A 25,781-nucleotide genomic window follows, 5' to 3' on the forward strand; every position below is an offset into this window, starting at 1 on the left:
TGTGCCCGGCAATGGCTTATCCGACGGCGGACGCGGTGCTGTTTGACGTCGACGCGCCGTCATTCACTTCATCCAGCAGCAGCGCGCCGGCTTTAAGCACTAACGATTTTAACCGGTCGAATTTGATCAGCGCGTCCGGATCTATTTTCTGATTCGGTTCCAGGTACTCACGGGCTAATTCAGCCACCCGATGCCAGATGCTGATCATAAAATCGGCATTCTGTTTCAGGAAATAGAGCAGGAATGGATTATTGTTATAGGCGATATCCATCAGGGATCGTAAATCGGCGCGTTTTTTTTCCGCGCTCGTACTAAAGCGGTACTGATAACGCTGAGTATTTTTCCCTAAATACGTATTGATAAAATGTATAATTTTCACTCGCTGCTCGGCTTTTTCAGCAAACTTGCCTAACTGATCGCAGAAACGTTCCAGAAACTGACTGTCGCGCATCAGATAATCCACCATATGGTCGCGGTCGGATAACAGATCTTTGCCGAACAGTTCAATGCCGCGAAAACTGAATTTTTTCATCAGATTATTGCTGTCCACATAGACTTCAGGTGGCGTATAGGCAATGTCTAACCCGTTATTGATATGTCCGGCCTCGTGGGTAAATAACTGCTTAATTAAATCACTGTTGCTTATCTCCTGAAGATAGATATGTTTGTGTCCATCTGCGATCATGGTAAAGGCTATCTCACCATTGCCGAAAAGATTCTTCTCTTCTTTATTTTTAAAACAGCCGGAAACCAGCTTTCCATCTTTTGATACTCTTTCTTCGAAAATTCTGAATCTGTCAGGGGTGAGGGCCAGCAGGTTGTTCTGTAATCGGCGGAAATCTGCGGTAAAGGATTCCGCCTCAGCATCAGTAAATAGCTTAAGCGTGAATTCATGCAGGACCTCTTTCATCAGGCCGGGATAGTGATTGTTATTAAACAGATTGCTAATCCTTTCAGCCTGAGTATGTATCTCCTGAAGATTCAGATTAAGCAGTGCAAGGAATTGCGGATATTTTGTTGCCATGTCTTGTGTGGTTCTGGTTTTCAGAATGTAATTCGAATCGTCCTTTGTGCCTGGATATCTGACCTTATCAATAATTTTATTTAATCGCCGGTTAACCTGCATTTCACGCGCAAGATAGTCATTGTAATATAAATCCAGTTCTTCTTTCCAGTCGCGGTTCAGGTAGTTAAACGCCTTCTTTTTCTTATCCAGATCTCTCAGGTGGATGATAAAGTGAGTCGCTTTTTGATAAAATGATTCTTCATCAGGATTTTCGCTGTGGAAGAGTTCGACCGCTTTGACAAACTTATTGAACCCATCATTAATAAGGGCGGCCGTTTCCCAGCTGGCGAACTTTTCAATAAAATTACTGGCGGCAGGATATTTGCCACGGATAAAATCAAGCGGCAGGATGTGTCGCAGCTCTTTCATCATTTTACGACAGGCAATCTCCGCAAAATGGGGCGGATCGGGAAGCAGGTTGCCTTTTTCAACTAATCTCTGCAATGTGATTTGGCGCTGATGATCTTCAAAGGGATTTAACGCCGTATAACCATACTGTAACGGACTCACCAGGTCGGTGAATAACGGCGCGGCAGTCGAAATATCCCGCTTCGCGCGCGTCGCATGGCCGTTATTATTGTCAACTTCACCGTGCCACTCCTGAAAGATTTCGAGATACTTGCTCAGCTGATGAAAATGAATCTGGTTATTGCTGTCTTTCCATTCAGTGATAATCTCGTCACCATCCTCTTTTTTTACCCAAAGCCGTTGCGGTTGCCAGCCAACCGGGGCGATCAGATTATCAAAAAACGTCGCTGTAATATTGGCTGTGTTAAAGTCTATCGGCGTGAACTCTCTTTTAAAATAGACCGGGCTGTATTTTTTGGTCACTTTTATATCTTCTTCGAGCCGATCCAGCTTTAATTCATCCAGCGTGCCACCTTCAATGTTGTCCAGAAAACGGCGGGTGTTAATGGTGAGCGCCTGAGGAGACCTGAGGTGATTGCTGGGAAGTAACAGGAAGTTCTGCTGATCAAAGCGATATTTTTTTATTCCGGCGGTGCTATTGGTTTTGCAATATATCTGATCGGTGGTGATATCCCAAAACACCTCAATAATCTTCACCTGCGAGGGTAGCTGACGCATATTCAGAGAGTTGTTATGCAGCATCCAGCCAAACTCGGCGCTAAATAATGTAGAGTTCGCGAGATGGTTTTTAACCTGGCTATCTTCAATATATCTCTTTTCCGCAAGCCACTGTGCTTCATTCGGATTCTGATTCTCTGCGGAGGAAGCGCGCTGACTCTCTTCGCGGAATTTTTCGGTTATTTTCCCCACGACCGAGCGCAGACCATAAGAAATAAATTTTATCAGCTTGCTGCCTTCTCCTTCCGGCGAGATATCATAAAGACATAACGCGCTCTGCTCGAGGCTGATCAATATTTTCTTCAACGTCTCCGGGCGGTCGAAAATATCACTCACCGCCTGCTTGCAGGACTCTATCGGCGAGAGTTGATAGAGTAAATTGCCGGCAAAACTGACGGCGTTATCGAGACCGCCTGCCGCAGGGGCTGCCGATGGCAATGGTCTCACTTCAGGAAAACGCAGACGGGTAATACCCTGGCTTAAACTCTGACTATAAATTCTCCAGTTTTCCCTGACGCTGGCCTGGGGAAGGCCCTGTTTATCGCTGGCAAAGAACCTAATTTGCGACAACTCACCGGGTGCCTGCGCCGACAGGCGAGCGACAAAATCGGCTTTGCCCGCCTGGTTAATCCAGCGGGTGTAATGCTCTTTATTGCGGTAAATGTCGGAATCGTTAAAGGCGATGGGCGCGGCCAGATTATTTAGCGCCGGGATCACCGAGAAAAAATAGCAGCGAATAATACCGTCAAACTCTCCCGCCAGGTTAAAGCCGATAAAATGGGGGTTTTTAATGGGGTCTGATGCATTTCCCGCGCGAATAAACATCACTTCAAGCCCCTGGGGTTCACGCGATGCATGCAGAAAAAAATCCTGATCGACCGCGGGCATCTGTCCAAGGGCCAGAATGCACAACTGTTTTTCCACCTGGGCCAGAGCCTGATAGTCAGTGTTGAGTTGCCAGAGCTGTTCCGCGCCTTGCTGCAAACCGTGATAAATTTTGTTGTTGAGATAGAGTGTGCGGACTAACAATTCACCTTTAATCTGAAGATTATTCAGGACATCTATCATTCTGAAATGGCCTTTAGCCAGCAGATCGTCGTAATAGGAAAACATGCTGAGCACCTGATCTTCAGAGAGGCGCAATATGGCCTGCAAACCGAATTGTTTCAGCGTCTTTGGCGTGATGGTCTGTAATCTGTCGTTATCGGCAATCATCCCCGCTGCCATCGTTAACAGTACGCCATTCTCAGAAAGCACGATTTCGTCGCTGACCGCCTGCTGTTCACACAGGCGAAAGCAGGGAAGGTGATGTTCAATAAATTGCCGGTGCAGAAATTGCAGTTTCTCTATGACGATCTCGTTGGTAATAAAGGCGGGTGGCGTTCCCCCGGTATTCAGCACCGAGGCGATCAGATTATTTCTGAAGCCGTTCTGCAAATCGGTAAGAATATTCGCCAGCGCAGAGAATCGGGTAATGTCGGGTTTCATTCTCTCCAGCAGGCTATTCATGCTCGCGGAAACTAATTTTCCCGCATCGGGGATCGCCCGATCGATGCCGAACAGCAGGATATCCGTCAGCTGTTTTCTCCCTTCGGATGAACGCACCCAGGCATCCAGCAACTCTCTATTTTCCTGGAAACCGGAACCCGCAAATAACAGCGCGGCGAACTGGCGCGCCGCGTTCTCGTCAATAGCGTAAGGGGGCGGGTTGCCGGTGACTAATTTCCGGGCGAGGGTGACCACTTCTTCCAACGGCGTGCGGGGTGAATTGGCATTGCCGGTCAATTGCAGGAAAAAGGCGTGAATTTTGCTATCAGCTTTCCCGGCCTGAAGCTGTGCGATCCACTGTTGTGCTTTATCCAGCATGTCAGCGAGATCGCGGACGTCAGGCGACGGCTGTTTTATGCGGCATGAACCCACAGTTGTTGATTCATCGGCGCCGCCAAACAGCACGCTCATACTATCCGGCGTTGTGGCTGGGGGCGCCAGTGTGGTCCGGCGCGGAGTCGCTGTTGTCCGGGCTTGTGCCGTGAACTGAAAAGGAAAAAAGGGGCGTTTATCGCGCGAGAACAGATTGACCTCGTAATCAATCTGCTCGGCCGATGCCACCGACGCGGACGGGGAGACGGCAGGAGGCGACGTCTCGTCATAATCATAGAATGGCCACTCATCAAACCCGACCATCGGCCCGAAAGGGTCCAGATCCTCGCCATTATCCTGGGGCATATCGATATCCTGCGCCCCGACCAGCGGCAGCAGATGCCAGCCGGACGACGCGGCGCGCAGCGCGGCGGGATGCGGCAAAACCTCCGGCCCGGCACGGGCGGCGGCGCCAGTGACGACCGGCGGTTCAGGGCAAACCGCGTGGTTTGCGACTTCGTTCGCCCCGGCGATCTGCAATGGGTGGCGATAAATCTGCGAGGGATAAGGGGAGGCGGCACGGTTCAACCCCCGTTGTATGCTGATCGCAGGCTGGTGGTGATTACTCACGCAGAGCCGGGTGGCCAGATTCGCTTCGATGCCAAAACCCGCCATGTCAAAGCCTGCACTCTGATTGCCGGACGCTTGCACGATGCCTGACGGACATTTCGCTATCCGCAGGCAAACGGATTGCCCCTGACGCAGGTTCAGCGGCGGCCGATCAACCTCAGCGGGCAGGTTGAGGACGAGGCTGATCGGGTCGAACCACCCCTCTGCATCCGGGCCGGTCTCGCCAGGGAAAACCGGGCTGGCAAATAGCGTTTGTCCCGGCGCGGGTGGCGCCGGGGCGGGGGCGAGAGGGGGGATCAGGAGATCGATACCGACGCTGAGATAGGGAGCCAGCCCGTTAACCAGCGGCAGCAGCAGGGTCGAACGCGGTTGCCAGAAGGCCATCTTCTCCAGACAGGCCGTGAGTTTCTGTTCAAAATCGCGACAGCGGTTACGATCCTCTGCCGCCAGACGGTTTAACCATGGCTCACGGCTGACGGCATCACGTTTGAGACAGGCCAGCGCTGCGCTGGCCTGCTGCGCAGTGGAGACGGAAAGCGCGAGACGATTCAGCGCATAGAAGTAGTCGTTAAGTTCAGGATTTTCCGCAGTGGTGAGCATCAGCCGGGGCAGCTGGCTGCTCGCCTGATGCATGGCCTGCTGACGCAACTGGCAGAACAACCAGTGCAGCACGAGATGCCCGGCGGCCAGCAGCGGCCTCTCCATGCCGCTGGCACTGGCGTGGATCAGGGCGTTAAAAAAGTGGCTGGCATTGCTCATGCCCTGCCTGAGCGCTTCTGGCGCGGAGCCGGGCAACTGGTGATTGCTGGAGAGCGTCGCCAGGCTGTTACACAGGGACTGGCATATTCGGCCAAAGGCCAGGGTCGCAGAGACTTGCGGCTGCGGCGCAGTGGTACGCGCTGAGGATGGTGAGACAGGGACTGCACCCGTCATAAGGAACTCCTTCACGGTTAATGGACGGCAAGATAAGTACCAGGAGGATAAAACCTGGTTACGGCCGCCCCCTTTATCAAGGAACTCTCCGTGAGGAAAAGATGAATAATTTCTGAACTGGAAACCCGCGCCATAACCGGAGACGGCCCGTTATCGGTTAGCCTCACCCATACCAGCTATATCCCTTCGGTACGCGGGAAAATCCGTTCTCTTTCAGGGCGGCGAGCAGCGGTGACTGCCCGGCCGGGCCTTCGTCAATCCGCTCCAGCGTAAAACTGAGATGCTTTTCCCGGCGCAACGCCTGCGCCAGGGCGCCGATGGCCGCATGAAGTTCATCGCTGCTGGCGTTGGCAACAAACGTCAGCAGCTCTTTGCCGCCCTGCGGCAGATAAAGCAGCACCCGCCCCTGGGCGATCACCAGCAGCGCGCCGTTGCGACGGGTGGGACGCGTACCCGCCACGCTCAGCGGCCAGGGGAGCTGGACGCCAAAGGGATTCGCCGGGTCGAGCACCGATAACGCGACGGGCGGCGATGCGCCTTGCGGGCTGCTGGCGAGCTGGCGCAGGCGATCAATCGCCGCGTGATCGGCAAACTGGGCGGCGCCCATGCCCGCGACAAAACGACCGCGCAGCAGCCGTCCGGCATCTTCCATGCCGCGCAACACCGGTTGCAGCGCCGGGAAGCCACCGGGCACCTGTTCAGCGATGGCCGCGCCGCGACTGACCACCGCAAAACGATCGAGCATATTTTCCGTCAGCGCCAGCGCGCGCTCGGTATCGGCGAGCGGCGCAGAGCTAATCAGCGACCAGCGACCTGCCATGCTGTTGAGCGCCGGGCCGGGCGCGATACGCGCGGCGGGCGCGGCGTAGCGCATTCGTCCCCGCCGGTTGCGGGTGGTGCGCGGACGCGGCGTGCTGGCGTTGCCGGTTAGTGTCCGCAGCGCTGAAAAGGTGTCGGTGGTGAGATAACCCCGCCACGCCAGATCCCACATCGCCTCATAGATCAGCGTGGGATCCTGCGTACCCTCGCCGACGCGCGGCACCAGCTGGCGCACAAACCAGCCGCTGCCGTCCTGCAACAGATCCAGCAGCGTTTGCTGTAACGGCGTCAGCGCCACGGTTTTACCTTCATCCGGCGGCGACAGCGTTTCCGCCGCGTATTCACTCAGATGCAGCGCCACCAGCCCATCATGCGCCCCCTGGGCGCGCTGTCCGCTCCAGATGACCTCGCCGCTGGAAAGCAGCTCATCCAGCATCGCAGGCTGATAATCACGCACCCTGGCGGGAAGAATCTGTGATTCCCACAGCGAGGCGGGCAATGCCACGCCCGCCAGCTGTTCGATCACCCGCACCACGCCGTTGACGCCACTAAAGGCTCCCTGTGCCTGGCGGGCGGCGGCATCGCTGAGCACCCCCTGACGCTCCAGCAGCAACGATACATATATCGCCTGAGAAACGGGTTTGGTGGCCTCGCGTGCTGCCTGTAATGAGCGTACGCGCAGGCGGCGAAAGACGCTCTCCGCTACCCATTGCGCCGCGCCGCCGGCAAAGTCGCCTTTCAGAACCTTATCCTGCTGGCGCAGATCGTCCAGCGCGGCGTCGGCGACCGCGCGCCCCAGGCCAAAATGCCGGGCAATTTCCTCCGTGGTGAACAGCGCATGGGTGCGGGCGTAACGATTAAGAAGATCGTGTAGCGGGCGCGCCACCGGTTGCAGCAGCGCCGGGGGCAGCGTGTCCGGCACCTCGCTGCCTAACGCATCGCGCAGACGGGCGGCATCTTCCGCCACCGCCCAGCGCTGTTCACCGGCGATGCTGACGGCGAATATCCGGTGCGCCCGTTGCAGCGCCTGCAAACCCGCCGGGAGCGCTGCTTCGCCGCGATAACGCTGCGCCAGTCCGGCACTGGAAAGCGGACCCATCTCGCGCAGCAGATCGACCAGCGCCTCAATGCTGCTGGCCTGATAATCGGGCAGCGTGCGCTGCAATTCCTCGCCGACGCGCGCCACGACCTCGGGGGCCAGCAGCTCGCGCATATCCACCTGACCGAGCAGATCGCCCAGCAGCTTGCTATCCAGCGCCAGCATCGAGGCGCGTTTTTCCGCCGCAGGCGCATCGCTGGCATACATAAATTCCGCCACGTAGCCAAACAGCAGCGGGGCGGCAAAAGGAGAGGGCGATTCGGTGGTGACTTCCGCCAGCTGAATCTCCTGTTGTTGCAGCCGCACCATCAGTTGATGCAGGGCGGGCAGATCATAGACATCCTGCAAACATTCGCGCGCGGTTTCGATCAGGATGGGAAAATCATCAAACTGGCGGGCCACTTCCAGCAACTGCCCGGCGCGCAGCCGTTGCTGCCATAGCGGCGAACGCTTGCCCGGATTGCGGCGCGGCAGTAGCAGCGCACGGGCGGCGCATTCCCGGAAGCGGGCGGCGAACAGCGCCGAATGGCCGACCGACTGGGTGACCACGCGTTGCAGCTCATCAGGCGCAAATAAAAACAGTTCAGCGCCCGGCACACGGCCTTCGCTGTCAGGGAAACGCGCCACAATGCCATCGTCGCTGGCGACCACGGCCGGATCGATGCCCATTACCCGCCCGATACGTTCCGCCACCGCCAGCGCCCAGGGAGCATGAACGCGCTGACCGTAAGGCGAATGCAAAATAACGCGCCAGTCACCGGTCTCGTCGCGGCATCGTTCGATCAGCAGGGTGCGATCGGTTGGCAGCAGGCCGGTGGCCTGACGCTGTTCGGCGATCAGCGTCTGAATATTGTGCCAGGCGTTGTTATCCAGCGCCTCGCCCGGCGGCGCGCCCTCGTCCACCGCGCGCAGGTAGCGGCCAATGGCTTCACCTAACGCCGCCGAACGGCCAACTCCTTCGCCGTGCCAGAACGGCAGGCGGGCAGAGCGCCCCGGCGCGGGTACCACCACCACCTGATCGTGGGTGATCTGCTGGATGCGCCATGAGGTCGCGCCGAGGGTGATGATGTCATTCACCCGTGATTCGTAAACCATCTCCTCATCCAGTTCGCCTACCCGGCGCGCCCCGGCCTGTTCTTCACCTTCGGGCAGCATCACGCTGAACATGCCGCGATCCGGGATGGTGCCGCCGCTGGTCACCGCCAGATGCTGCGCGCCGGGACGCCCGCTCAGGGTGTGGTTGTGGCGATCCCAGATAATGCGCGGACGCAGGTTGGCGAATTCGTCCGAGGGATAGCGACCGGCCAGCATATCCAGCACCGCTTCAAATGCGGCACGCGGTAGCGCGCGGAACGGGTCGGCCTGGCGTACGCGGTCGAACCAGCCATCCACATGCAGCGTATCCATCGCCGCCGCGGCAACCGTATGTTGCGCCAGCACGTCCAGCGGGTTGTGCGGCGGGGCGATGGCGTCCAGTTCCCCGGCCAGCATGGCCTCCACCGTCACCGCCGCATCCACCAGATCGCGACGCGTGCGCGGCCAGATAATCCCTTTCGGCGTGCCGCCCACCTGATGTCCGGCGCGGCCGACGCGTTGCAGCGCACTGGCGACGGAAGGCGGCGCGCCCACCTGAATCACCAGATCGATATCGCCCATATCAATGCCGAGTTCAAGGCTGGAGGTGGCCACCACACAACGCAGCTCACCGGCTTTCAGGGCGGTTTCAATCTCCAGCCGCTGCTCCTTCGATACCGAGCCATGGTGTGAACGGGCGATAAAGTTATCGGCGGTTTGCGCGCGTTTTTCGGTGCCGCCGGTAAAGGAGCCATAACTAAAGGCTTCTTCCGGTTCAGCGGGGTGTTCACCCCGTTGCCGGGCATAGCGTTCGTTGAGGCGTGCGGTGAGTTTTTCCGCCAGCCCGCGCGAATTGGTAAACACCAGCGTGGCGCGATGGCGCAGCACTTCGTCGAGAATCCCGGCTTCGATATGCGGCCAGATCGACCCGGCGGCGAGGGTGGCATCCTGCACCGCGCGGGCGTCCGGGCGCTGCTGGATATCCGTCATATCCTCCACCGGCACGGTGATGGTCAGCTGCAACGGCCGTCTGGCCTGCGGATTGACCACCAGGGTTTCCCCGGCACCGCCGAGAAAACGCGCCACCGCTTCCGGTGGACGGACGGTGGCGGATAAGCCGATACGCTGCGCCGGATGCGTCAGCAGCGCGTCGAGGCGTTCAAGGCTGAGCGCCAGATGGGAGCCGCGTTTGGTGCCCGCGACCGCATGAACTTCATCAACAATCACCGTGGAAACGCCGCGCAGCGTCTCGCGCGCTTTGGAGGTCAGCATCAGGAACAGCGATTCCGGCGTGGTAATCAGGATATCGGGCGGGCGTCGTTGCAGCTTTGCCCGTTCCGCGCTGCGCGTATCGCCGGATCGCATTCCCACCTCAAGCGCGATCTGTGCATCGCCCTGCAAACGACGCTGCGCCTCTACGCCCGCCAGCGGCAGTTGCAGATTGCGTTGTACATCGGCGGCCAGCGCCTTGACCGGGGAGATATACAGGATGCGGGTTTTATGGCTGCGGGCGACAGCGTCCTCCTGACTGCGTTCGCGAAACAGCGCGTCGATGGCGTGGAGAAAGGCCGCCAGCGTTTTTCCCGAACCGGTTGGCGCAATCACCAGACAATTTTTGCCGCTGGCAATGGCCTGCCACGCGTCAGCCTGCACCGGCGTCGGTGCCGTAAAGGCGCTGCTAAACCATTGCCGGGTTGCGGGCATAAAACGCTGAAGGGCTGAGTCTGACATCCTGGCTCCCTGATTTCTCGATAGGTGCGTTTTGCAGTTTAGCGAAAGCGGGGGGAAAATCAGGTTATATACTTGTTTCTTTGGTCGGTTTTTTCCTCAACAGGAGTGAATGATGGTTATGCTTAAGCGCGTTTTGCTGCTGGCGCTGTTTCCCGCTTCGGTGCTTGCGGCACCGATTTTTACCCTGCAATCCCCCGATTTTACTGATAACGCCCTGCTGGATAAGGCGTTCGCCGGTAATGCCAAAGGCAATCCCTCCTGTACCGGCGAGAATGTGTCACCGGCGCTGAGCTGGTCAAATGTGCCGCCGGGTACGCGCAGCTTTGCTCTGATGATCACCGACCCGGTGGGCGGCAAAGGCCTGGGGGTGACGCATATGGTGGGTTATAACATCGCTGCCGATCGTACCGCGTTTGCCAAAGGGGATCTGGCGAAAGGCATCGGTTACACCGGCGGCAAAAATTCACCCGGCACCACCCATTATTATGGGCCTTGCCCACCGGTGGGCAGCGGTATGCATCACTATAACTTTGTGCTGGTGGCAACCGATTTAGCGCCAGACCAGTTGCCGCCGGGACTAACGCATGACGCGCTGATCGACAAGCTGAAAGGCCATGCGCTTGGCGCGGCGAACATTGTCGGACGGTTCAGTAACGATTAATGCTCAGGTCGGCATCGCTGCCGACCTGATGGTAACCGTTTGTGAGACCGGTCTCATTGGGTTAACATGCTTTCACCGATTCCCTCCCTGGTTCTGAAGAATGATGACCAACCCGAAAGTGCGTTCTAAAGCGCCTACCGTTGCCGATGTGGCGCGCGAGGCAAAGGTATCAAAAGCGCAGGCGGCGCGCGCGCTGGGCGGGTATGGTGCGGTGAGCGAAGAAGTACAGACGCGCGTCACTCGCGCGGCGGCCACCCTGGGGTATCGCCCCAATGAGCTGGCGCGCAGCATGAATACCGGACGTTCCAACACCATCGGGGTGATTGTCGGCGATATTGAAAACCCGCATTTTGGTCTGGCGCTGCGCGGCATGGCGGATGTCACCCGCCAGGCCGGTTATCAGTTGCTGCTGAGCAACAGCGATGAGAAGTGGCAGGCGGAGCAGGACGCGGTACGGGTGATGCTGGAAAAACAGGTGGATGGCATCATTGTCACCCCGTGTTGCTCTGAGCGGGAGAAGAACGCCCACCTGATGCAGGTGCTGGCGGAGGGACGGGCGCTGAAGTTATTCGATCGGGCGGTTATTGGTCTGAATGTTGAGGCGATTTGCTGTGATTTTACCGACATCGCGCAGCAGGCGACGGCCACCCTGATTGCCGCCGGGCATCGCCATGTGGCCTATATCACCAGCATGACGCTGGAGAGGGCATTTCAGCAACTCAGCGACTTTGGCTTAACCCCGGTGGCGCAGCGTGTCGACGGCATGATGCGGGCGTTTGCCGCCGCGGGGCTGCCGTTCGATCCCACGCTGGTTCAGGTCAATGCGGATAGCGACGCGCAGATCCAGGATATCGTGGCGGCGTTATGGCAACGCCCGCAGCCGCCGACCGCGTTGATCGCCTCCGATAGCGTGGTGGCGATGTCGTTATTGCGCGCCGTTACCCAGCGCGGACTGCGTATCCCTGAACAGCTTTCGTTCGTGATGTATGACAATTTCCCGTGGAGCGAGATCGTTTCCCCCCCGCTGACGGTGGTGGCGCAGCCGGTATACGAAATGGGGCGCGAAGCGGCACGACGGCTGATCGCCGAGATCCGGGGAGACGCGATCGATCCGTTGCCGCAGTTCAGCGCGGAGCTGATTCAGCGCCAGTCGATTGCGGCGCCAGCCAAATCAGATGCCTGGCGCGCGCTTTTTTAGCTCTGCAACCTGCGCGATAAATCGTGCTGCTACAAGTTGAGTATTGTTCTTGTTGGCTTTTCTCCTGGGCTATATCCTGTATTTTTCCGCAAATTCGGATCTGATGCCTTATGAATGCCACCACGCACCTGCTATCTGTTGAACATCTGCATCTGGCGACGCACGACCAGCGTCTGCTGGTTGACGATGTCTCCTTTCATCTCGATCAGCGGGAGATTCTGGCATTGGTGGGGGAGTCCGGCTCCGGTAAAACCCTGACCTCGCTGGCATTAATGAACCTGTTGCCCGCGGGCGTTCAGCAAACGTCAGGCGCCATCCATTTTCAGGGGGAGCGGCTTGATGCATCCCGCACGGCATCGCTGCGCGGCTGTCGCATCGCGACGGTATTTCAGGAGCCGATGACCAGCATGAATCCCTCGCTGCGCATCGGTGAGCAGATTGCCGAAGTGCTGGTGCGGCATCGCCAGTTCAGCTGGAAACAGGCACAGCGCGAAGCGGTTGCGCTGCTGGATCGCGTGGGCATTGTCAATCCGGCTCAGCGGGCGCGGCAGTATATCCATCAGCTGTCCGGCGGGATGCGCCAGCGCGTGATGATCGCCAGCGCCATTAGCGGTCAGCCCGATGTGCTGATTGCCGATGAGCCGACCACCGCGCTGGATGTCACCATCCAGGTGCAAATCCTGGCGCTGCTACAGGAGTTGCAACAGGAAATGGGGATGGGCATGTTGCTGATCACCCATGATCTTTCGGTGGTGGCGCGTTATGCACATCGCGTCTGCGTGATGCAGCACGGGCAGCTGGTCGAGCAGGGCAACGTCGTCAGCACGCTGGGCGCGCCGTCGCATCCTTATACGCGCAAACTGATTGATGCCTCGCTGCCGCACATGCCGGCGCTGGCTCCGCGTCGTGAAAACCCGACGCCGCTGCTGGCGCTGAATGACATCTGTAAAAGCTATCCGTTACCGGGACGGCTGCCGCTGTGGCCGGGCAAACGCCAGACGGTGCTGCATCCAACCAGTCTGCAAATTCAGGAAGGGGAAATCGTCGGGCTGATTGGTGAATCCGGCTCGGGTAAAACCACCCTTGGCAGCGCGGCGATTGGCCTGATTGCCGCAGACAGCGGCGAGGTGCATTTTCAGGGGCAGCGACTACAGGGACGTCAGCTCAGCACCTTGCGCCGCCATGCGCAGATCATTTTCCAGGATCCGTATGCCAGCCTGAACCCGAAAATCACCGTCGGTGAACAGATTGCGGAACCGCTGCGCGTCTGGCAGCTGCGGAAAGGTCACGACGTCAAAGCGCGGGTGAATGAACTGCTGGCGCTGGTGGGGTTAAAACCGGAACACGCACAGCGTCTGCCGGGCGCCTTCTCTGGCGGCCAGCGTCAGCGTATCGCCATTGCCCGTGCGCTGGCGATGGAGCCGAAGCTGCTGGTGGCGGATGAAGCGGTGGCGGCGTTGGATCTGTCGGTGCGCGGGCAGATCCTCGCGTTGTTTAGCGAGCTGCGGCACAAATTAGGTTTATCGGTGCTGTTTATCAGCCACGATCTCAGCGCGGTTCGGCAGCTGTGCGATCGCGTGGTGGTGATGTATCACGGGAAAATTGTTGAATCCGGTGCCACCACCAGCGTCATCAACCAGCCGCAGGACAGCTACACGCGCCAGTTACTGGCCGCCGCGCCCGATATTCAGCAGGCGCTGGCGCAGCGATCAGCTTCCGCGTAACAGCGGCAGCTCCGGGTGTTCGGCCCATTCATGCCAGGAGCCGACATACACCGCGACCTTAGCAAAACCTGCCAGGCGCAGCGCGGCTAACACGGTAGCGGCGCGCGCACCGCGATGGCAATAGATCTGCAACTGCGCGTCCGGCGTAAGTCCGGCCGCCGTTGCGCGTGCGGCAATCTCAGCCGCAGGCAGGAAATGTCCCTCTGCCACCACATCCTCCCAGAACAACAGCCGCGAATGGGGAATGCGCCCGGCACGCGGGCAGCAGTCATGGGCAAAGCTGCCATCAAACTCCGCCGGGCGTCGGGCATCCACGTTAATCACCGTGCGGCCATCGGCCGCGATAACCTGCTCACGGCTGCTTGCCAGCTGCCGGTTCCAGACTACCTCAGTCAGCGGCGGCTGGTGGGCGAGGGTCTGATGCATACCGGCACCGGGTTGCAGATCAAAACCGGCCGCCAGCCAGGCATCGACGCCGCCATCCAGAATCAGCGCATCTTCGTGGCCCAGCAGCCAGGCAAACCAGGCGCCGCGCGGCGAACGCATTCCCACCTGCTGCTCGAAAAACACCGGGATCGCGTCAGGCGAGCGGGCAAAAAGAGGGCTGAGCGCTGCCGACGCTTCTGCGGCCATCACCGCCAGACCGTCTGGCGTGCACTCTTCAATAAAGTAGTCATAGACATTACATTGCAGCGCGCCGGGCAGCGTGGCGTGCTGCCAGTCGGCGAGGTCGCGAACATCGATTAACAGAAAATGTTCACCACGCTGCTGACGCAGCCGCAGCGCGCTGGCCTTAATGATCATCCGCGTCTCCGGCGAACAGCGATTGCAGCGTTCCGAGCTGCTGTTGTTCGGCGCTCTGCAACACGCGGGTGGCGAGGGCAATATCAAACACGTTCAGCCCGAAGGAGGAAAAATAGACGCTGTCATCGGCGGCGGGCCGCCAGCCGTCGATCACCAGCGATGCGAGATCGGCGGCGACATCCGCAGCGGCAAACTCACCGGCGCGGAACATCTGAAACAGGCTTTTGGCGCTGCGCTGGGCGAAATCACCCCATGCATCCACCACCACCTGACGGCTGGCTTTGATCGCCGCAAAGCTCACCTCGTGATAGCCGACCTGAATAATAATTCTGCCGGGTTTGACCGCGCGGGTATCAAGGATCGGCTGCGGGGCGCTGGTGCAGCTGATTACGGCGTCATACGGCGCGTCCAGCGCCGCAGAGAGATCGGGGTGCGGCGTGATATCCGGCCAGGCGTGAAGTTTTTCCGCAGTGCGATTCCACATGCCAATCTGTTCCAGCTGCGGGAAAAGCGCCTGCAACATCTGTAAATGCGCCTGCGCGTGGCAACCTGCGCCGAGCAGCAGCACGCGTTTAACCGGACGCGGTGCCGCCAGCTGCAACGCCAGCGCGGTGACAGCGGCAGTCCGGGCGGCCGTCAAAGCGCCGCTGGCCAGCAGACCACGCGGGACGCCGGTCCGGGCATCGTTGATCAGGGTTAATGCCAGCGCCGCGGGTAACGCATCAGGGCGCAGCGGGCGGTGAGCCGTCCACTTGACGCCCGCAGCATTAAAGCGGCCACCAATACGTGCAGGCAGGGCATAAGCCTTACCCAGGCCGGTGTCGAGATCGACATGATTTTCAGCGGGCATCTGTGTTTCACCAAGACGCATCAGCCGCACCGCTTCGCGCACGTCGTCAAGCGCCAGCGCGGGATCCGCGCCGCCCAGCTGCGCCACAGTGGCTTCATCCAGTACGCGCAGTAGCGGCAGCATCAGGCCACCAGCAGGCGTTCGGCGAAGGGATAGAGCGCCGGTGAGCCACCGCAGTGCACGAATGTCACGCGCGAGCCTTGTGGAATCCGGCCCTGTTCAACCAGCGAAAACAGTCCGTGCATCGCTTTGCCGGTGTAGACCGGGTCGAGCAACACGCCTTCCTGCTGCGCCAGCTGATAGATAGCGTTAATGCCGCCATCGGAAGGGACGCCGTAGGCCTGGCCGACGTAGTCATCTTCAATCCAGATATCATCCGCCTGCCACTGCTGCGGCCAGTGCAGCAGATTGGCGCAATCCTGCGCCATGGTGGCAATACGTGGCTGGAACCAGTCGGCTTTGGCGCTGACGCTAATGCCAATCACTTGGGTATCCGGCCAGTATTGACGGGTGCCGACATGCAGCCCGGCGAGCGTGCCGCCGGAGCCAGTCGGTGCGATGATAAAGTCAGGCGCGGGCGTCTGGCCGAGTTGTTCCGCCATCTCTTCCACCGCACGCACATAGCCGAGCGCGCCGAGCGGGGTGGCGCCGCCGAGAGGAATAATCAGCGGCTTTTCTCCCCGCGCAGCAGCGGCATCGGCATGAGCCTGCATCGCGCCTTCAATCTGCGTGAAGTAGCCGTCCGGGTCGAGAAACTGCACCTCGGCGCCGAACAGCTTATCGAGCAGCAGATTGCCCTGCCAGCTGGCAGGCGGATTGCCACGCAGCACCAGCACCGGACGCATACCGAACTTACGCGCGGCGGCAGCCACCATCCGCGCGTGGTTCGACTGATGACCGCCGGTGGTGATCACCACGTTGACGCCCGCCTGGCAGGCTTCCGCCATCAGAAACTCCAGCTTGCGGACCTTATTGCCGCCGCCGCCGAAGCCGCTGTAATCATCGCGTTTGATGGTCAGGGTAATCCCCAGCGCCTCCCCGAGCCGCGGTAGCGGCTCCAGCGGCGTCGGGAAAAACCCCAACGGAACGCGTTTGAACTCATCAACTGTTTTCATGTGATTTGCCTATATTGTTTTCTTTGGTACTGCTTTGGTGTTCCCCTGGTGAGGGCGCGACCCGGCCATTGACCGAGCCATTAAATGCGGTGAGCCACAGGCTCAGTGACTGCTGGAAACGCTCCAGGCCAGTCAGGGTGACGAATTCATTGCTGGCGTGGGCATTGCCGCCGTGGCCAAGGCCGCCAATCAAAAACGCAGGCGCGATAGCGGCAAACGCGTAGGCGGGGGCGCAACCTGGCGCCCAGGGCCAGATTTGCGGCTCTGCACCCAATGCCCGATAGCTGCTAATCAGCTGATCAACGCCGCTGGCGTGGCGGCTAAAGCGGATGCCAGGATAGCGATCCACCAGCTGCAAGGCGGTTCCTGCTAAATCAGGCGCGGCCAGACGCTGCTGCGCCGCGGCAATCATCGCATCCTGGTCGAAACCGGGTGGGATACGGAACGCTAACTCGGCGCTGGCGCGATAAGGAATGACGCCGCGTCCGCCGGGCGGATCGCTATGCAACTCTGCCAGCGTCAGTACCGCGCTGCCCAATAACGTCTGCAAACAGGTGACAGTGTCACCGCTGATCATCAGGCGCTGACTGCGGCGAAAACGTAATTCATCGTCGATGCTGAAGGATTCCGCCAGCGTTGTCAGCAACGCGTGGGCCTCGTCATCCGGGGTGATACGGCCCAGCACGCCGCTTTGTGCCGCCGGAGCGATGGCATCCAGCGCCTGAATCAGTCGCCAGGCCGGGTTGGCGATCCAGCCGGCATTGCTGGCGTGGATGGCGGAAGAAGGGCCGCCCCAGTCGCCGCCGTTGACGCTTAAGCTGCCGCTGGCAAGGCCGGTAAAGCCGAGGTAGACGCGGGGTGCGCCGCCGCCGTATTCACACAGCGACGGGAACAGCACCGCTTCGGCAGGCGCAACCGGACAAGGCTGCTGAGCGAGATAGCGACGCAGCGTACCGCTGCCCACTTCTTCTTCACCCTCCAGCAGAATTTCCAGGTTGAAATCCAGCTGACCGGCGTCGAGCAGCTCGCGCAGCAGGATCAGCATCGCCGCCACCGGCCCTTTGTTATTCTCGGCACCGCGTCCGACAAAGACCTCGCCTAAATCTTCCCAGTGACAGCAGCCACCGACGAAGGGCGGCACATCCCATCCGGCATCGTCGGCAGGCATCACGTCATACATGTTGTACAGCACCACGGTTTTGCTGCCGCCGGTCTCGATACGGACATGCACCAGCGGCGGCGATGTCTCTGGTTGCGCGGCGACGGGAAAAATCACCCTGGCGTTAAGATGCGCGATCATCCATTGCTCCAGCCACGCCGCCAGTCCGCGCTGCGCAGCAGGCTGGCTCGCCACGCTTGGCCAGCGCGTCAGCTCATGCAACAGTTGCAGGGTAGCGTCGAGTCGGTTCACAGGCGGATCCTCGGGTTCAGCACCATGTACAGCAGGTCGATAAGCAGATTAATTACAACAAACACTAACGCAGCCAGCAGCACCACCGCCTGCACCAGCGGGAAATCACGGTTCTGGATGGCCTGGATCGCCAGACGACCAATGCCGGGCCAGGCAAAGATGATTTCCGTCACCAGCGCGCCGCCGAGCAGCGAGGCAAAGTACATGCCCTGCACGGTAATCACCGGGATCAGTGCATTACGTAAGCCGTGGCGCACCACGATGCGCCAGGCGCTCAGCCCTTTAGCGCGCGCGGTGCGGATATAATCCTGTTGCAACACATCCAGCAGGCTGGCGCGCGTCAGGCGGGCCACCGCGCTCATATAAAAAGCGCCAAGGCTGAAGGCCGGCATAATCAGCGCGGCAAAGCTGCCGTAGCCGCTAGATGGCAGCCATTGCAGATGGAGACTAAACAGCAGGATCAGCAGCAGTCCCAGCCAGAATACCGGGACCGCCTGGCCGCTAAAGGCAACCAGGCGGCAGACCAGATCCCAGACGCTGTGCGGGCGCAGGGCGCTGATAATGCCCAGCAACAGGCCGAGCAGGGAACTCCACACCAGCGCGCTTACGGCCAGCAGCGCGGTGGCGGGCAGACGTTCGGCAATCAGGGAAATCACGGGCTGGCTGTAGCGCAGCGACTCGCCGAAATCCCCCTGCAACACGCCGATCAGGTAGTGACCGTATTGCCATAGCAGCGGGCGATCGAAACCCATGCTGTGACGAAAGTTAGCAATCTCCTGCTGGCTGGAGCCGGGCGGCATCATCAGCGCCGCCGGATCGCCGGTGAGGTGCAGGCTAAAGAAAATCAGCAGCGATACCCCGAATAACACCAGCACCGACTGGCCGAGGCGATTGATTAAAATGTTCAGCATTTTAGTCGAGCCTCGTATGGGTGCGACGCAGCAGCGCATCGCCCAGCAGGTTGCAGCCAATCACCAGCGCGGCAATCACCAGGCCGGGATACAACACCAGCCATTGCGCCAGCAGCATATAGGAGCGGCCTTCGCCAATCAGGTTGCCCAGCGTCGGCGTCGGCGGCTGAATGCCCATGCCGAGAAAGCCCACGGAGGCTTCCAGCACAATCAGACGCGGAATATCCAGCGTCAGCAGCACCACCAGGGGAGTCAGCAGATTGGGCAGGATATGGCGCAGCAGCACGCGCAGCGGGGAAAAGCCCATCGCTTTCACCGCCTGGATATACTCCAGTTCGCGGATCTCAAGGGTTTTGGCGCGCGCCACGCGGGCGTAAATCGCCCAGCTGGTCACGCCCATGATGACGATGATATTGGTGGTTGAGCTGCCCATCAGCGCAATCACCAGCAGGATCAGCAGAATAAAGGGTACCGCCAGCTGGATATCGATCAGACGCATGATCAACGCATCCACCCAGCCTCCGGCGTAACCGGCGATCATCCCCAGTGCCACGCCGAACACCGCGCCAATCGCGGCGGCCAGCAACACCACCAACAATGAAAGCCGCGTACCCGCCAGGATCCGCGCCAGCAGGTCGCGACCTAACTGGTCGGTACCCAGCCAGTGCATACCCTGTGCGCCGGGACTGCCCGGCGGCAGGAACATTTCTGTCAGGTTATTGGTTAAGGGATCGGGCAGCGGCAGCCACGGCGAGAGCAACGCAGCCCCAATCACCCCAATCAGCAGAATGCTGCCGATCAGGGCATCGCCGTAAAAGAAACGGCGTGGGCGACGTTGCAGGGCGGCCGCTGGATTGATCATTTCAGCCTCATATCGAACAGGGGGATACGGGCATCGACGCGGCCTTTAAAGGTCAGTGCATCGCTGTGCGCATACAGGGTGTCTTCACGATACAGCGGGATCAGCGGTTGTTGTTCCGCGACCCGTTGCTGAATCTGCGCCAGCAGTTTTTTGCGCTGATCGGCATTCACCGTCTGGCGGCTCTGGTCGAGCAGCTTATCCAGTTCGGCATCGTGCACCGTCGAATAGGGTTCGCCGCTGCGTAAAATCGGGAACAGCGCGGCATCGGCGTCCAGCGTCTGGGTGGAACCCCACGCCAGCATGTACATCGGCGCCTGTTTCTGCGCCGCAACCTGCTGGGTGTAAACCGACCACTCCGGCACTTCCAACTGGGCCTGCACGCCAATGGCGCTCAGATCCTGCACGATGGCCTGCGCCACATCGGCGCTGGCAATATAGCGCCGCGGCGCCTGGAAGCGCAGCGTAAAGCCATTCGGATAGCCCGCCGCCGTCAGCAGCGCCTTGGCTTTAGCCACATCCTGAACCGTGGCCGGGACGGCCAGATAACCGAAGTCATTGGCACCCGCCATGGTGCCGGTCGGCGTGCCGTAACCGTGCAGCAGTTGCTGGGTGTAGGCCTGACGGTTCAGCGCCAGCGACAGCGCCTGGCGGACGCGAACGTCGTTGAGCGGTTTTTCACTGTCTTTCAGGCCGAGATAGATAGTCAGCCCGCCGCCTTTAACCTGCTCCAGGGCAACGCCCTGACGATTTTTCAGCGCCGGTACCAGATCGGCGGGCACACTTTCCACCAGTTGCACTTCGCCGGTCAGCAACGAGGTAATGCGCGCGGTGGCTTCCGGGATAGGACGCCAGGTCACGCGTTCGATAGCGGGTTTGCCGCGCCAGTAATTATCGTTCGCCACCATCACCACTTTTTCATCCGGGATAAAGGTGTCGAGCTTATAGGCGCCGCTGCCAACTGGCTTGCGGGCAAACTCGCTGGCACCTACTTTTTTAACGTAGGCAGGCGGCACGATATAGGCCGGATAGCGGCTCATACGCGTCGGCAGCAGCGGGTCGGGGCCATTGGTATGGATCAGCAGCTGATAATCGTTAACCACCTCGACCGACTTAATGGTGCGGATATAGGAGATGGTTGGCGCGTGGCTGGCCGGGTCAAGAATACGATCGATGGAGAATTTCACCGCTGCGGCATTCACCGGTTCGCCATCGGTAAAATTCACCCCTTTGCGCAGGTTGAACTGCCAGGTGGTGTCATTGATGGCTTTCCAGTCGGTGGCGAGGCCAGGTTGCAGCGACATATCATCGGCGCGGCGGACGAGGGTATCGAAGATATTGTCGACCAGCGTGGCGGCTTCTTTGAGAAAGCCCGGATCCATCGCCGTGGCCGACGCGGGCTGGGCAATGGTGAGTTCGGCTGCCTGCAAAGCGGAAGGCAACAGAGCAAAAAGCAAGGCGGTGGTAGCAAACTTCACTGCAGGTCGTCTCATGAACTCCATCCCAAATGTTTTCGATAAAAGTGAAAAGAGGGGGACTGCTAAGAATCTGTGCTTCGTTTGTTTTGTAATACATGATATATCCTATAGCGAGCGCTTCTGGCAACAAAACATTTAAATATCTTACCATTTGCGAAATGCGGCAAAGGACGAAATCTATGATTGAAATGGGAAAAGCACAGCGAATGAGCCTTACCGCACAGGTCGAGTCCACGCTGCGCAGCGCCCTGATTGTCGGCAGGCTGAAACCTGGCGCTCGCCTTGTCACGCGGGATTTGGCCGAGCAACTGGGAACCAGCATTACCCCGGTGCGTGAAGCTTTGCTGCGTCTGGTTTCGTCCGGTGCGCTTCAGGCGACGCCCGCTGCGGCTTTTCTGGTGCCGGAGATGACGCTGGAACGTTATCAGGAGATCACCTTAATACGTAAGCAACTGGAAGGTTTAGCGGTCAGAATTGCAACGCCTCTGCTCACAAAAAAACACTTTTCGGTGCTGAAAAAACTGCGTGAACGCTTTAAAGAAGCCAAGCTGAGCGGCGATGCGGAAGCGGCGCTGGAAGCCAATCGCACCTTTCGTTTTACCCTGTACAGTTATGCGCAGATGCCAACGCTGGAATTGCTGATTGAGCAACTTTGGGTGCAAATCGGCCCGTGCTTTAACTACCTCTATCCGCAGTCAGCGGAGATGGCTAAGGGAACGCACAACTACGATTATCTGCTGGAGGCCTTGCAGGCAGGCGACATCGCCGCCAGCGAGCAGATGATTATGAAAGCGATTGATGATGGGACGGCGTTGCTGACTGAGCACTATTTCAAAAGATAAATCCCGCGGACCGGCTGTCCGCGGGCCTGTCACTTGTTACTTCAGGCGGTCCGCGGAACCGCATACCAGAATCTTATCGCGCACCACGGCTTTCATCGCATCCATCCCCACCCGCAGGTAGTAACGCGGGTCATTACCGTCCGGATTCTCGCCAAACCAGCTTTTCACCGCGCCCGCGAAGGCGATTTTCAGCTCGGTCGCGACATTGACTTTGCACACTCCCAGAGCGATGGCACGGCGGACATAGTCATCCGGCACGTCGCTGGCCCCGTGTAATACCAGCGGCAGGGTGACGCGCTGATGAATCTTTTCCAGGCGGGCAAAATCGATCTTTGGCCGCTGGGTATACAGCCCGTGGGCGGTGCCAATGGCAACGGCCAGGCTATCTACTCCGGTCTGGCTGGCAAATGCCAGCGCCTCATCGGGATCGGTGAGAAACGCGCTTTCATCGCTGACCGCCATATCATCTTCCACGCCGCCGAGACGACCGAGTTCGGCTTCGACGCTGCAATCGTGACGATGACAGAAGCTGACCACCTCACGCGTCAGGCGGACGTTGTCGGCAAAGGGGAAGTGGCTGCCATCAATCATCGCGCTGCGCACCCCGGCATGGACTTTGTTGCGGATGTCGTCGAGGGTTTCATGGTGGTCAAGATGCAGCGCCAGCGGCAGGCCGTAGCTGGCCGAATAGGCCTGGCACAGCGCGAAGATCTCGCTAAACGGAATATGTTTAAAGGTGCCGGGCGTGCCCGCCAGAATCACCGGCGATTGCATCTCTTTGCAGACGTCCAGAATCGCCTGGATGGTTTCGGCATTGTGGATATTAAACGCCGGTACGGCATAACCCTGCGCCTGGGCATCCAGCAGCAGGTATTTGGTGGAGATAATGCCCATTAGCGTACGTCCTTTTGTTCAGCCTGCCACGGATGGATCACCACGCCCTGAACCACACGGTTGACCGTGCCGCTGGCGGAAGGGGTATCCGGTGTAATGCCTGCTTTCAGCGAGGCCGTCAGCGCAAAGATCTGCGCATAAATCAGGAAGCAGAAGGCCAGCTCAATATCGCTAAAGGGACGCGACGGCGGCAGATAGAGGTGCGGACCGGCATCAACCACGGTGGACGGAATGTCGGTAATGGCGACGACGCGCAGGGCGATGTTTTCGCGATGCAGTTCCGCCAGCAGGTCGAGATCGTACTGACGGGTGTAAGGATGGCTGGAGGTAAACAGCACCACCAGGGTTTCATCATCGACCAGCGATTTCGGGCCGTGACGGAAGCCCACCGGCGATTCATAAAACGCCGCCAGCTGACCGGCGGTCAATTCCAGCACCTTCAGCGCCGATTCGCGCGCCACGCCCTGCAAGCCGCCGCTGCCAAGGTAGACCACGCGCTGCCAGTCGAGATCGCCAAAGGCAGACTGGCTGAAATCGCCGTGGCTGGCGATGATTTTCTCACAGCGTTCGGCGACGCTGGCGAAGCGCTGCGTGTTGAACTGCTGGGGCGCGAAGATCGCCAGACAGCTGAGCATCATGGTGCTGATGCTGCTGGTCATGGCGAAGCCACGATCGTGAGTTTCTGCGGGCATCAGGCGCGCTCGGGCATTGTCATGCTCGCTGGCAAAACGGTACAGATCGCCGGTGGCGTTGCAGGTGATGATCAGATGACGACAGTTGGCGACACACTGGTTTGCCAGTTCAACCGCCGCCACGCTCTCCGGGCTGTTGCCGGAGCGGGCGAAGGAGACCAGTAGCAATGGCTGATCGGCCGGGAAGTAATCCATCGGATTGGTGACCAGATCGGTGGTGGGGATAGCCACCACATTGGCCTTCAGCTGGCGCGCCAGGCAGGGGGCAATGATGTCACCGATAAAGGCAGACGAGCCTGCGCCGGTCAGGATGATTTTGCCATTGGGCTGCGCATAGAAGGTTGCCAGCCAGTCATCCAGCTCCGCCCGTTGTGTGTCGAGGTGTTGTAAGGCGGCCATCCAGCTTGCTGGCTGCTGGCGGATCTCTTCTTCTGTCCAGGTTTGGGTGCCCGACGCGCTGGCCGAAAGGGTTTCATTCATAACAATATCCTTAAGATTAAGCCGTTACAGAAAGCCAGTCCGATAGTTTCACTACCTTTCTTTTTGCAGCCATTTCGTTATTTCATCTGATAAGGCAATCTACAAGAAAGGAAATGAAAGTTCAACATGCGACCGACAGAAAAGCGAAAGATAGCAGAGGCCGTTGTTAGCGGTAGCTGAATCCTGTCAGGAAAAGGAAAGATAAAACGAAAGAAAAGGAAAGGGTGATTGGGGCGATGATGGGGCGGGTTAGGATGAAATATCCGCCCGGTCTTGCGCCGTATTGATTTTTCGACGTGGAATGGGCCAAATCGGCATCAATGCCAGCAGATTGTACCCGTAGGGTGCGCATTTATGCGCACCGTATTGATAGTCGCACGGTCGAGATGACGCCTTTATGCGCAGCGTATTGATAGCCGCGCGGCAGGGATGACGTCAGGTAGCTACGCCGTTAACCCACAGCCGTTGCGGATAGAGCTGCGTATCCAGCGCCAGCAGGTTGGCACGCTTACCCACCCGCAGCGAACCCAGCTGCGACGCGATCCCCAGCAGGCGCGCCGGATGCAGGCTGGCCATCTGAATCGCCTGCTCGCTGCTGATGCCGCCATAAGCCACCATATTACGCACCGCAGCATCCAGCGTCAGGGTGCTGCCCGCCAGACCGCCCTGCGGCGTACGCACCACGCCGGATCGCATCTCCATATCGTAACCACAAAGGGAATAGAGGCCATCCGGCATCCCGGCGGCGCGCATGGCGTCGGTGATCAAAATGATGCGATGCCCGGCGCACTGGCAGCTGAGACGCAGCACCGCCGGATGCACATGATGTCCATCGGCGATCAACTCCAGCCATGCGCGCGCATCGCTTAAACCTGCGCCCGCCATGCCCGGTTCTCGATGATGCAACCCGCGCATCCCATTGAAACAGTGCACCAGCCCGTCGGCACCGGCGTCCAGCGCGGCCTGAGTTTGCGCAAACCCGGCCGCGCTGTGGCCAAGCATCACGCGGATGCCGCGCGCTTTCAGATGGCGGATTGCCGCCAGCGCGTTGGGTTTCTCCGGTGCCAGCGCCACCATCCGCAGCGTGCCGTTCGCCACCTCGATCAGTTGATCGATCTCCGCCAGCGCCAGCTCGCGAAACCATTCCGGCAGATGGGCGCCGCGATTTTCGGCGGTGAACCACGGCCCCTCAAGGTAACTGCCGAGCAGCAGCGCGCCGCTGGGGTCATGGCGATAGTCAGCCACGCGGCGCAGCGCCTGAATAATCGCTGGCAGCGGGGCGGTCACCGTGGTTGCCAGCCAGGCGCCGACACCTTCACGCGCCTTATGCCGGGCCAGCGTCACCAGCGCGGCAGGATCGTCATCCATCACATCCACTCCCGCGCCGCCATGCACATGGGTATCGATATAGGCCGGACACAGCAGCTCGACATCGCGCCGGGTTTCACCGACGGGAATCGGCGCGATGGCCGTGATCAGCCCATCGGCGATATGCAGCTGCTGGTCGTCGCGCCAGCCGCTTTCGCTCAGCAGGCGCCGGGCGCGAATAATCTGCTCCATCAGC

Annotated in this window: 17 protein-coding genes; 5 read left to right on the forward strand and 12 right to left on the reverse strand. The window is 59.4% G+C overall.

Annotation, left to right across the window (positions count from 1 at the left end; translation table 11 throughout):
- Positions 1–16 precede the first annotated feature (16 nt).
- Positions 17–4,723, reverse strand: coding sequence for a hypothetical protein (locus tag AC6I8V_RS09910; RefSeq protein WP_497845692.1), 4,707 nt, complete (start codon positions 4,721–4,723; stop codon positions 17–19).
- A gap of 546 nt (positions 4,724–5,269) precedes the next feature.
- On the opposite strand from AC6I8V_RS09910, the gene AC6I8V_RS09915 reads away from it, so the two are divergent.
- The gene (locus AC6I8V_RS09915; RefSeq protein ID WP_497845693.1) at positions 5,270–5,545 is read left to right on the forward strand and encodes a hypothetical protein; all 276 of its coding nucleotides are present in this window, start codon (positions 5,270–5,272) and stop codon (positions 5,543–5,545) included.
- Positions 5,546–5,738: 193 nt separating this feature from the next.
- Here the strand turns inward: AC6I8V_RS09915 and AC6I8V_RS09920 are convergent, their stop codons facing one another.
- On the reverse strand, positions 5,739–10,298 hold the full coding sequence (locus tag AC6I8V_RS09920; protein ID WP_497845694.1) for an ATP-dependent helicase: 4,560 nt from the start codon (positions 10,296–10,298) through the stop codon (positions 5,739–5,741).
- A 118-nt stretch (positions 10,299–10,416) separates the two neighbouring features.
- Between AC6I8V_RS09920 and AC6I8V_RS09925 the strand changes: the two genes are divergently transcribed.
- From AC6I8V_RS09925 to AC6I8V_RS09935, 3 genes are all read left to right on the forward strand, one after another.
- Positions 10,417–10,959, forward strand: coding sequence for a YbhB/YbcL family Raf kinase inhibitor-like protein (locus AC6I8V_RS09925; RefSeq protein ID WP_497845695.1), 543 nt, complete (start codon positions 10,417–10,419; stop codon positions 10,957–10,959).
- Positions 10,960–11,062: 103 nt separating this feature from the next.
- Positions 11,063–12,157, forward strand: a complete 1,095-nt coding sequence (locus tag AC6I8V_RS09930) for a LacI family DNA-binding transcriptional regulator (RefSeq protein ID WP_497845809.1) — start codon at positions 11,063–11,065, stop codon at positions 12,155–12,157.
- Positions 12,158–12,267: 110 nt separating this feature from the next.
- Positions 12,268–13,881 (forward strand): dipeptide ABC transporter ATP-binding protein, encoded by a 1,614-nt coding sequence (locus AC6I8V_RS09935; protein ID WP_497845696.1) that lies wholly within the window; start codon positions 12,268–12,270, stop codon positions 13,879–13,881.
- Here AC6I8V_RS09935 and AC6I8V_RS09940 read toward each other — a convergent pair.
- Genes AC6I8V_RS09940 through AC6I8V_RS09970 form a run of 7 tightly spaced genes read right to left on the reverse strand, consistent with a single transcriptional unit; the run spans position 13,867 to position 21,324 of the window.
- Positions 13,867–14,685 (reverse strand): sulfurtransferase, encoded by an 819-nt coding sequence (locus AC6I8V_RS09940; RefSeq protein WP_497845697.1) that lies wholly within the window; start codon positions 14,683–14,685, stop codon positions 13,867–13,869. The genes AC6I8V_RS09935 and AC6I8V_RS09940 overlap by 15 nt on opposite strands.
- Complete coding sequence (locus tag AC6I8V_RS09945) at positions 14,675–15,658, reverse strand: ornithine cyclodeaminase (RefSeq protein ID WP_497845698.1); 984 nt, start codon at positions 15,656–15,658, stop codon at positions 14,675–14,677. The genes AC6I8V_RS09940 and AC6I8V_RS09945 overlap by 11 nt, the downstream gene beginning before the upstream one ends.
- Entirely contained in the window at positions 15,658–16,650 is a 993-nt protein-coding gene (locus AC6I8V_RS09950; protein WP_497845699.1) for a 1-aminocyclopropane-1-carboxylate deaminase/D-cysteine desulfhydrase, read from the reverse strand. The genes AC6I8V_RS09945 and AC6I8V_RS09950 overlap by 1 nt, the downstream gene beginning before the upstream one ends.
- Positions 16,637–18,061: a M20 family metallopeptidase gene (locus AC6I8V_RS09955; protein WP_497845700.1), complete on the reverse strand. Its 1,425-nt coding sequence runs from the start codon at positions 18,059–18,061 to the stop codon at positions 16,637–16,639. The genes AC6I8V_RS09950 and AC6I8V_RS09955 overlap by 14 nt, the downstream gene beginning before the upstream one ends.
- A complete protein-coding gene (locus AC6I8V_RS09960) occupies positions 18,058–18,972 on the reverse strand; it encodes an ABC transporter permease (RefSeq protein ID WP_497845701.1) in 915 nt (304 codons plus the stop codon). The genes AC6I8V_RS09955 and AC6I8V_RS09960 overlap by 4 nt, the downstream gene beginning before the upstream one ends.
- Before the next feature lies 1 nt (position 18,973).
- Complete coding sequence (locus AC6I8V_RS09965; RefSeq protein WP_497845702.1) at positions 18,974–19,834, reverse strand: ABC transporter permease; 861 nt, start codon at positions 19,832–19,834, stop codon at positions 18,974–18,976.
- Positions 19,831–21,324, reverse strand: coding sequence for an ABC transporter substrate-binding protein (locus AC6I8V_RS09970; RefSeq protein WP_497845703.1), 1,494 nt, complete (start codon positions 21,322–21,324; stop codon positions 19,831–19,833). Before AC6I8V_RS09970 ends, AC6I8V_RS09965 begins: the two co-directional genes overlap by 4 nt.
- A gap of 164 nt (positions 21,325–21,488) precedes the next feature.
- Between AC6I8V_RS09970 and AC6I8V_RS09975 the strand changes: the two genes are divergently transcribed.
- Positions 21,489–22,151, forward strand: a complete 663-nt coding sequence (locus AC6I8V_RS09975) for a GntR family transcriptional regulator (protein ID WP_497845704.1) — start codon at positions 21,489–21,491, stop codon at positions 22,149–22,151.
- Between the two features lie 36 nt (positions 22,152–22,187).
- Here the strand turns inward: AC6I8V_RS09975 and kbaY are convergent, their stop codons facing one another.
- From kbaY to nagA, 3 genes are all read right to left on the reverse strand, one after another.
- Positions 22,188–23,045: a tagatose-bisphosphate aldolase subunit KbaY gene (gene kbaY, locus AC6I8V_RS09980; RefSeq protein ID WP_497845705.1), complete on the reverse strand. Its 858-nt coding sequence runs from the start codon at positions 23,043–23,045 to the stop codon at positions 22,188–22,190.
- Positions 23,045–24,217, reverse strand: a complete 1,173-nt coding sequence (locus AC6I8V_RS09985) for an SIS domain-containing protein (protein ID WP_497845706.1) — start codon at positions 24,215–24,217, stop codon at positions 23,045–23,047. The genes kbaY and AC6I8V_RS09985 overlap by 1 nt, the downstream gene beginning before the upstream one ends.
- A gap of 435 nt (positions 24,218–24,652) precedes the next feature.
- A complete protein-coding gene (gene nagA, locus AC6I8V_RS09990; RefSeq protein ID WP_497845707.1) occupies positions 24,653–25,777 on the reverse strand; it encodes an N-acetylglucosamine-6-phosphate deacetylase in 1,125 nt (374 codons plus the stop codon).
- Positions 25,778–25,781 lie beyond the last annotated feature (4 nt).

Source organism: Pantoea sp. X-Soil-TKNS-1207 (assembly GCF_059730485.1).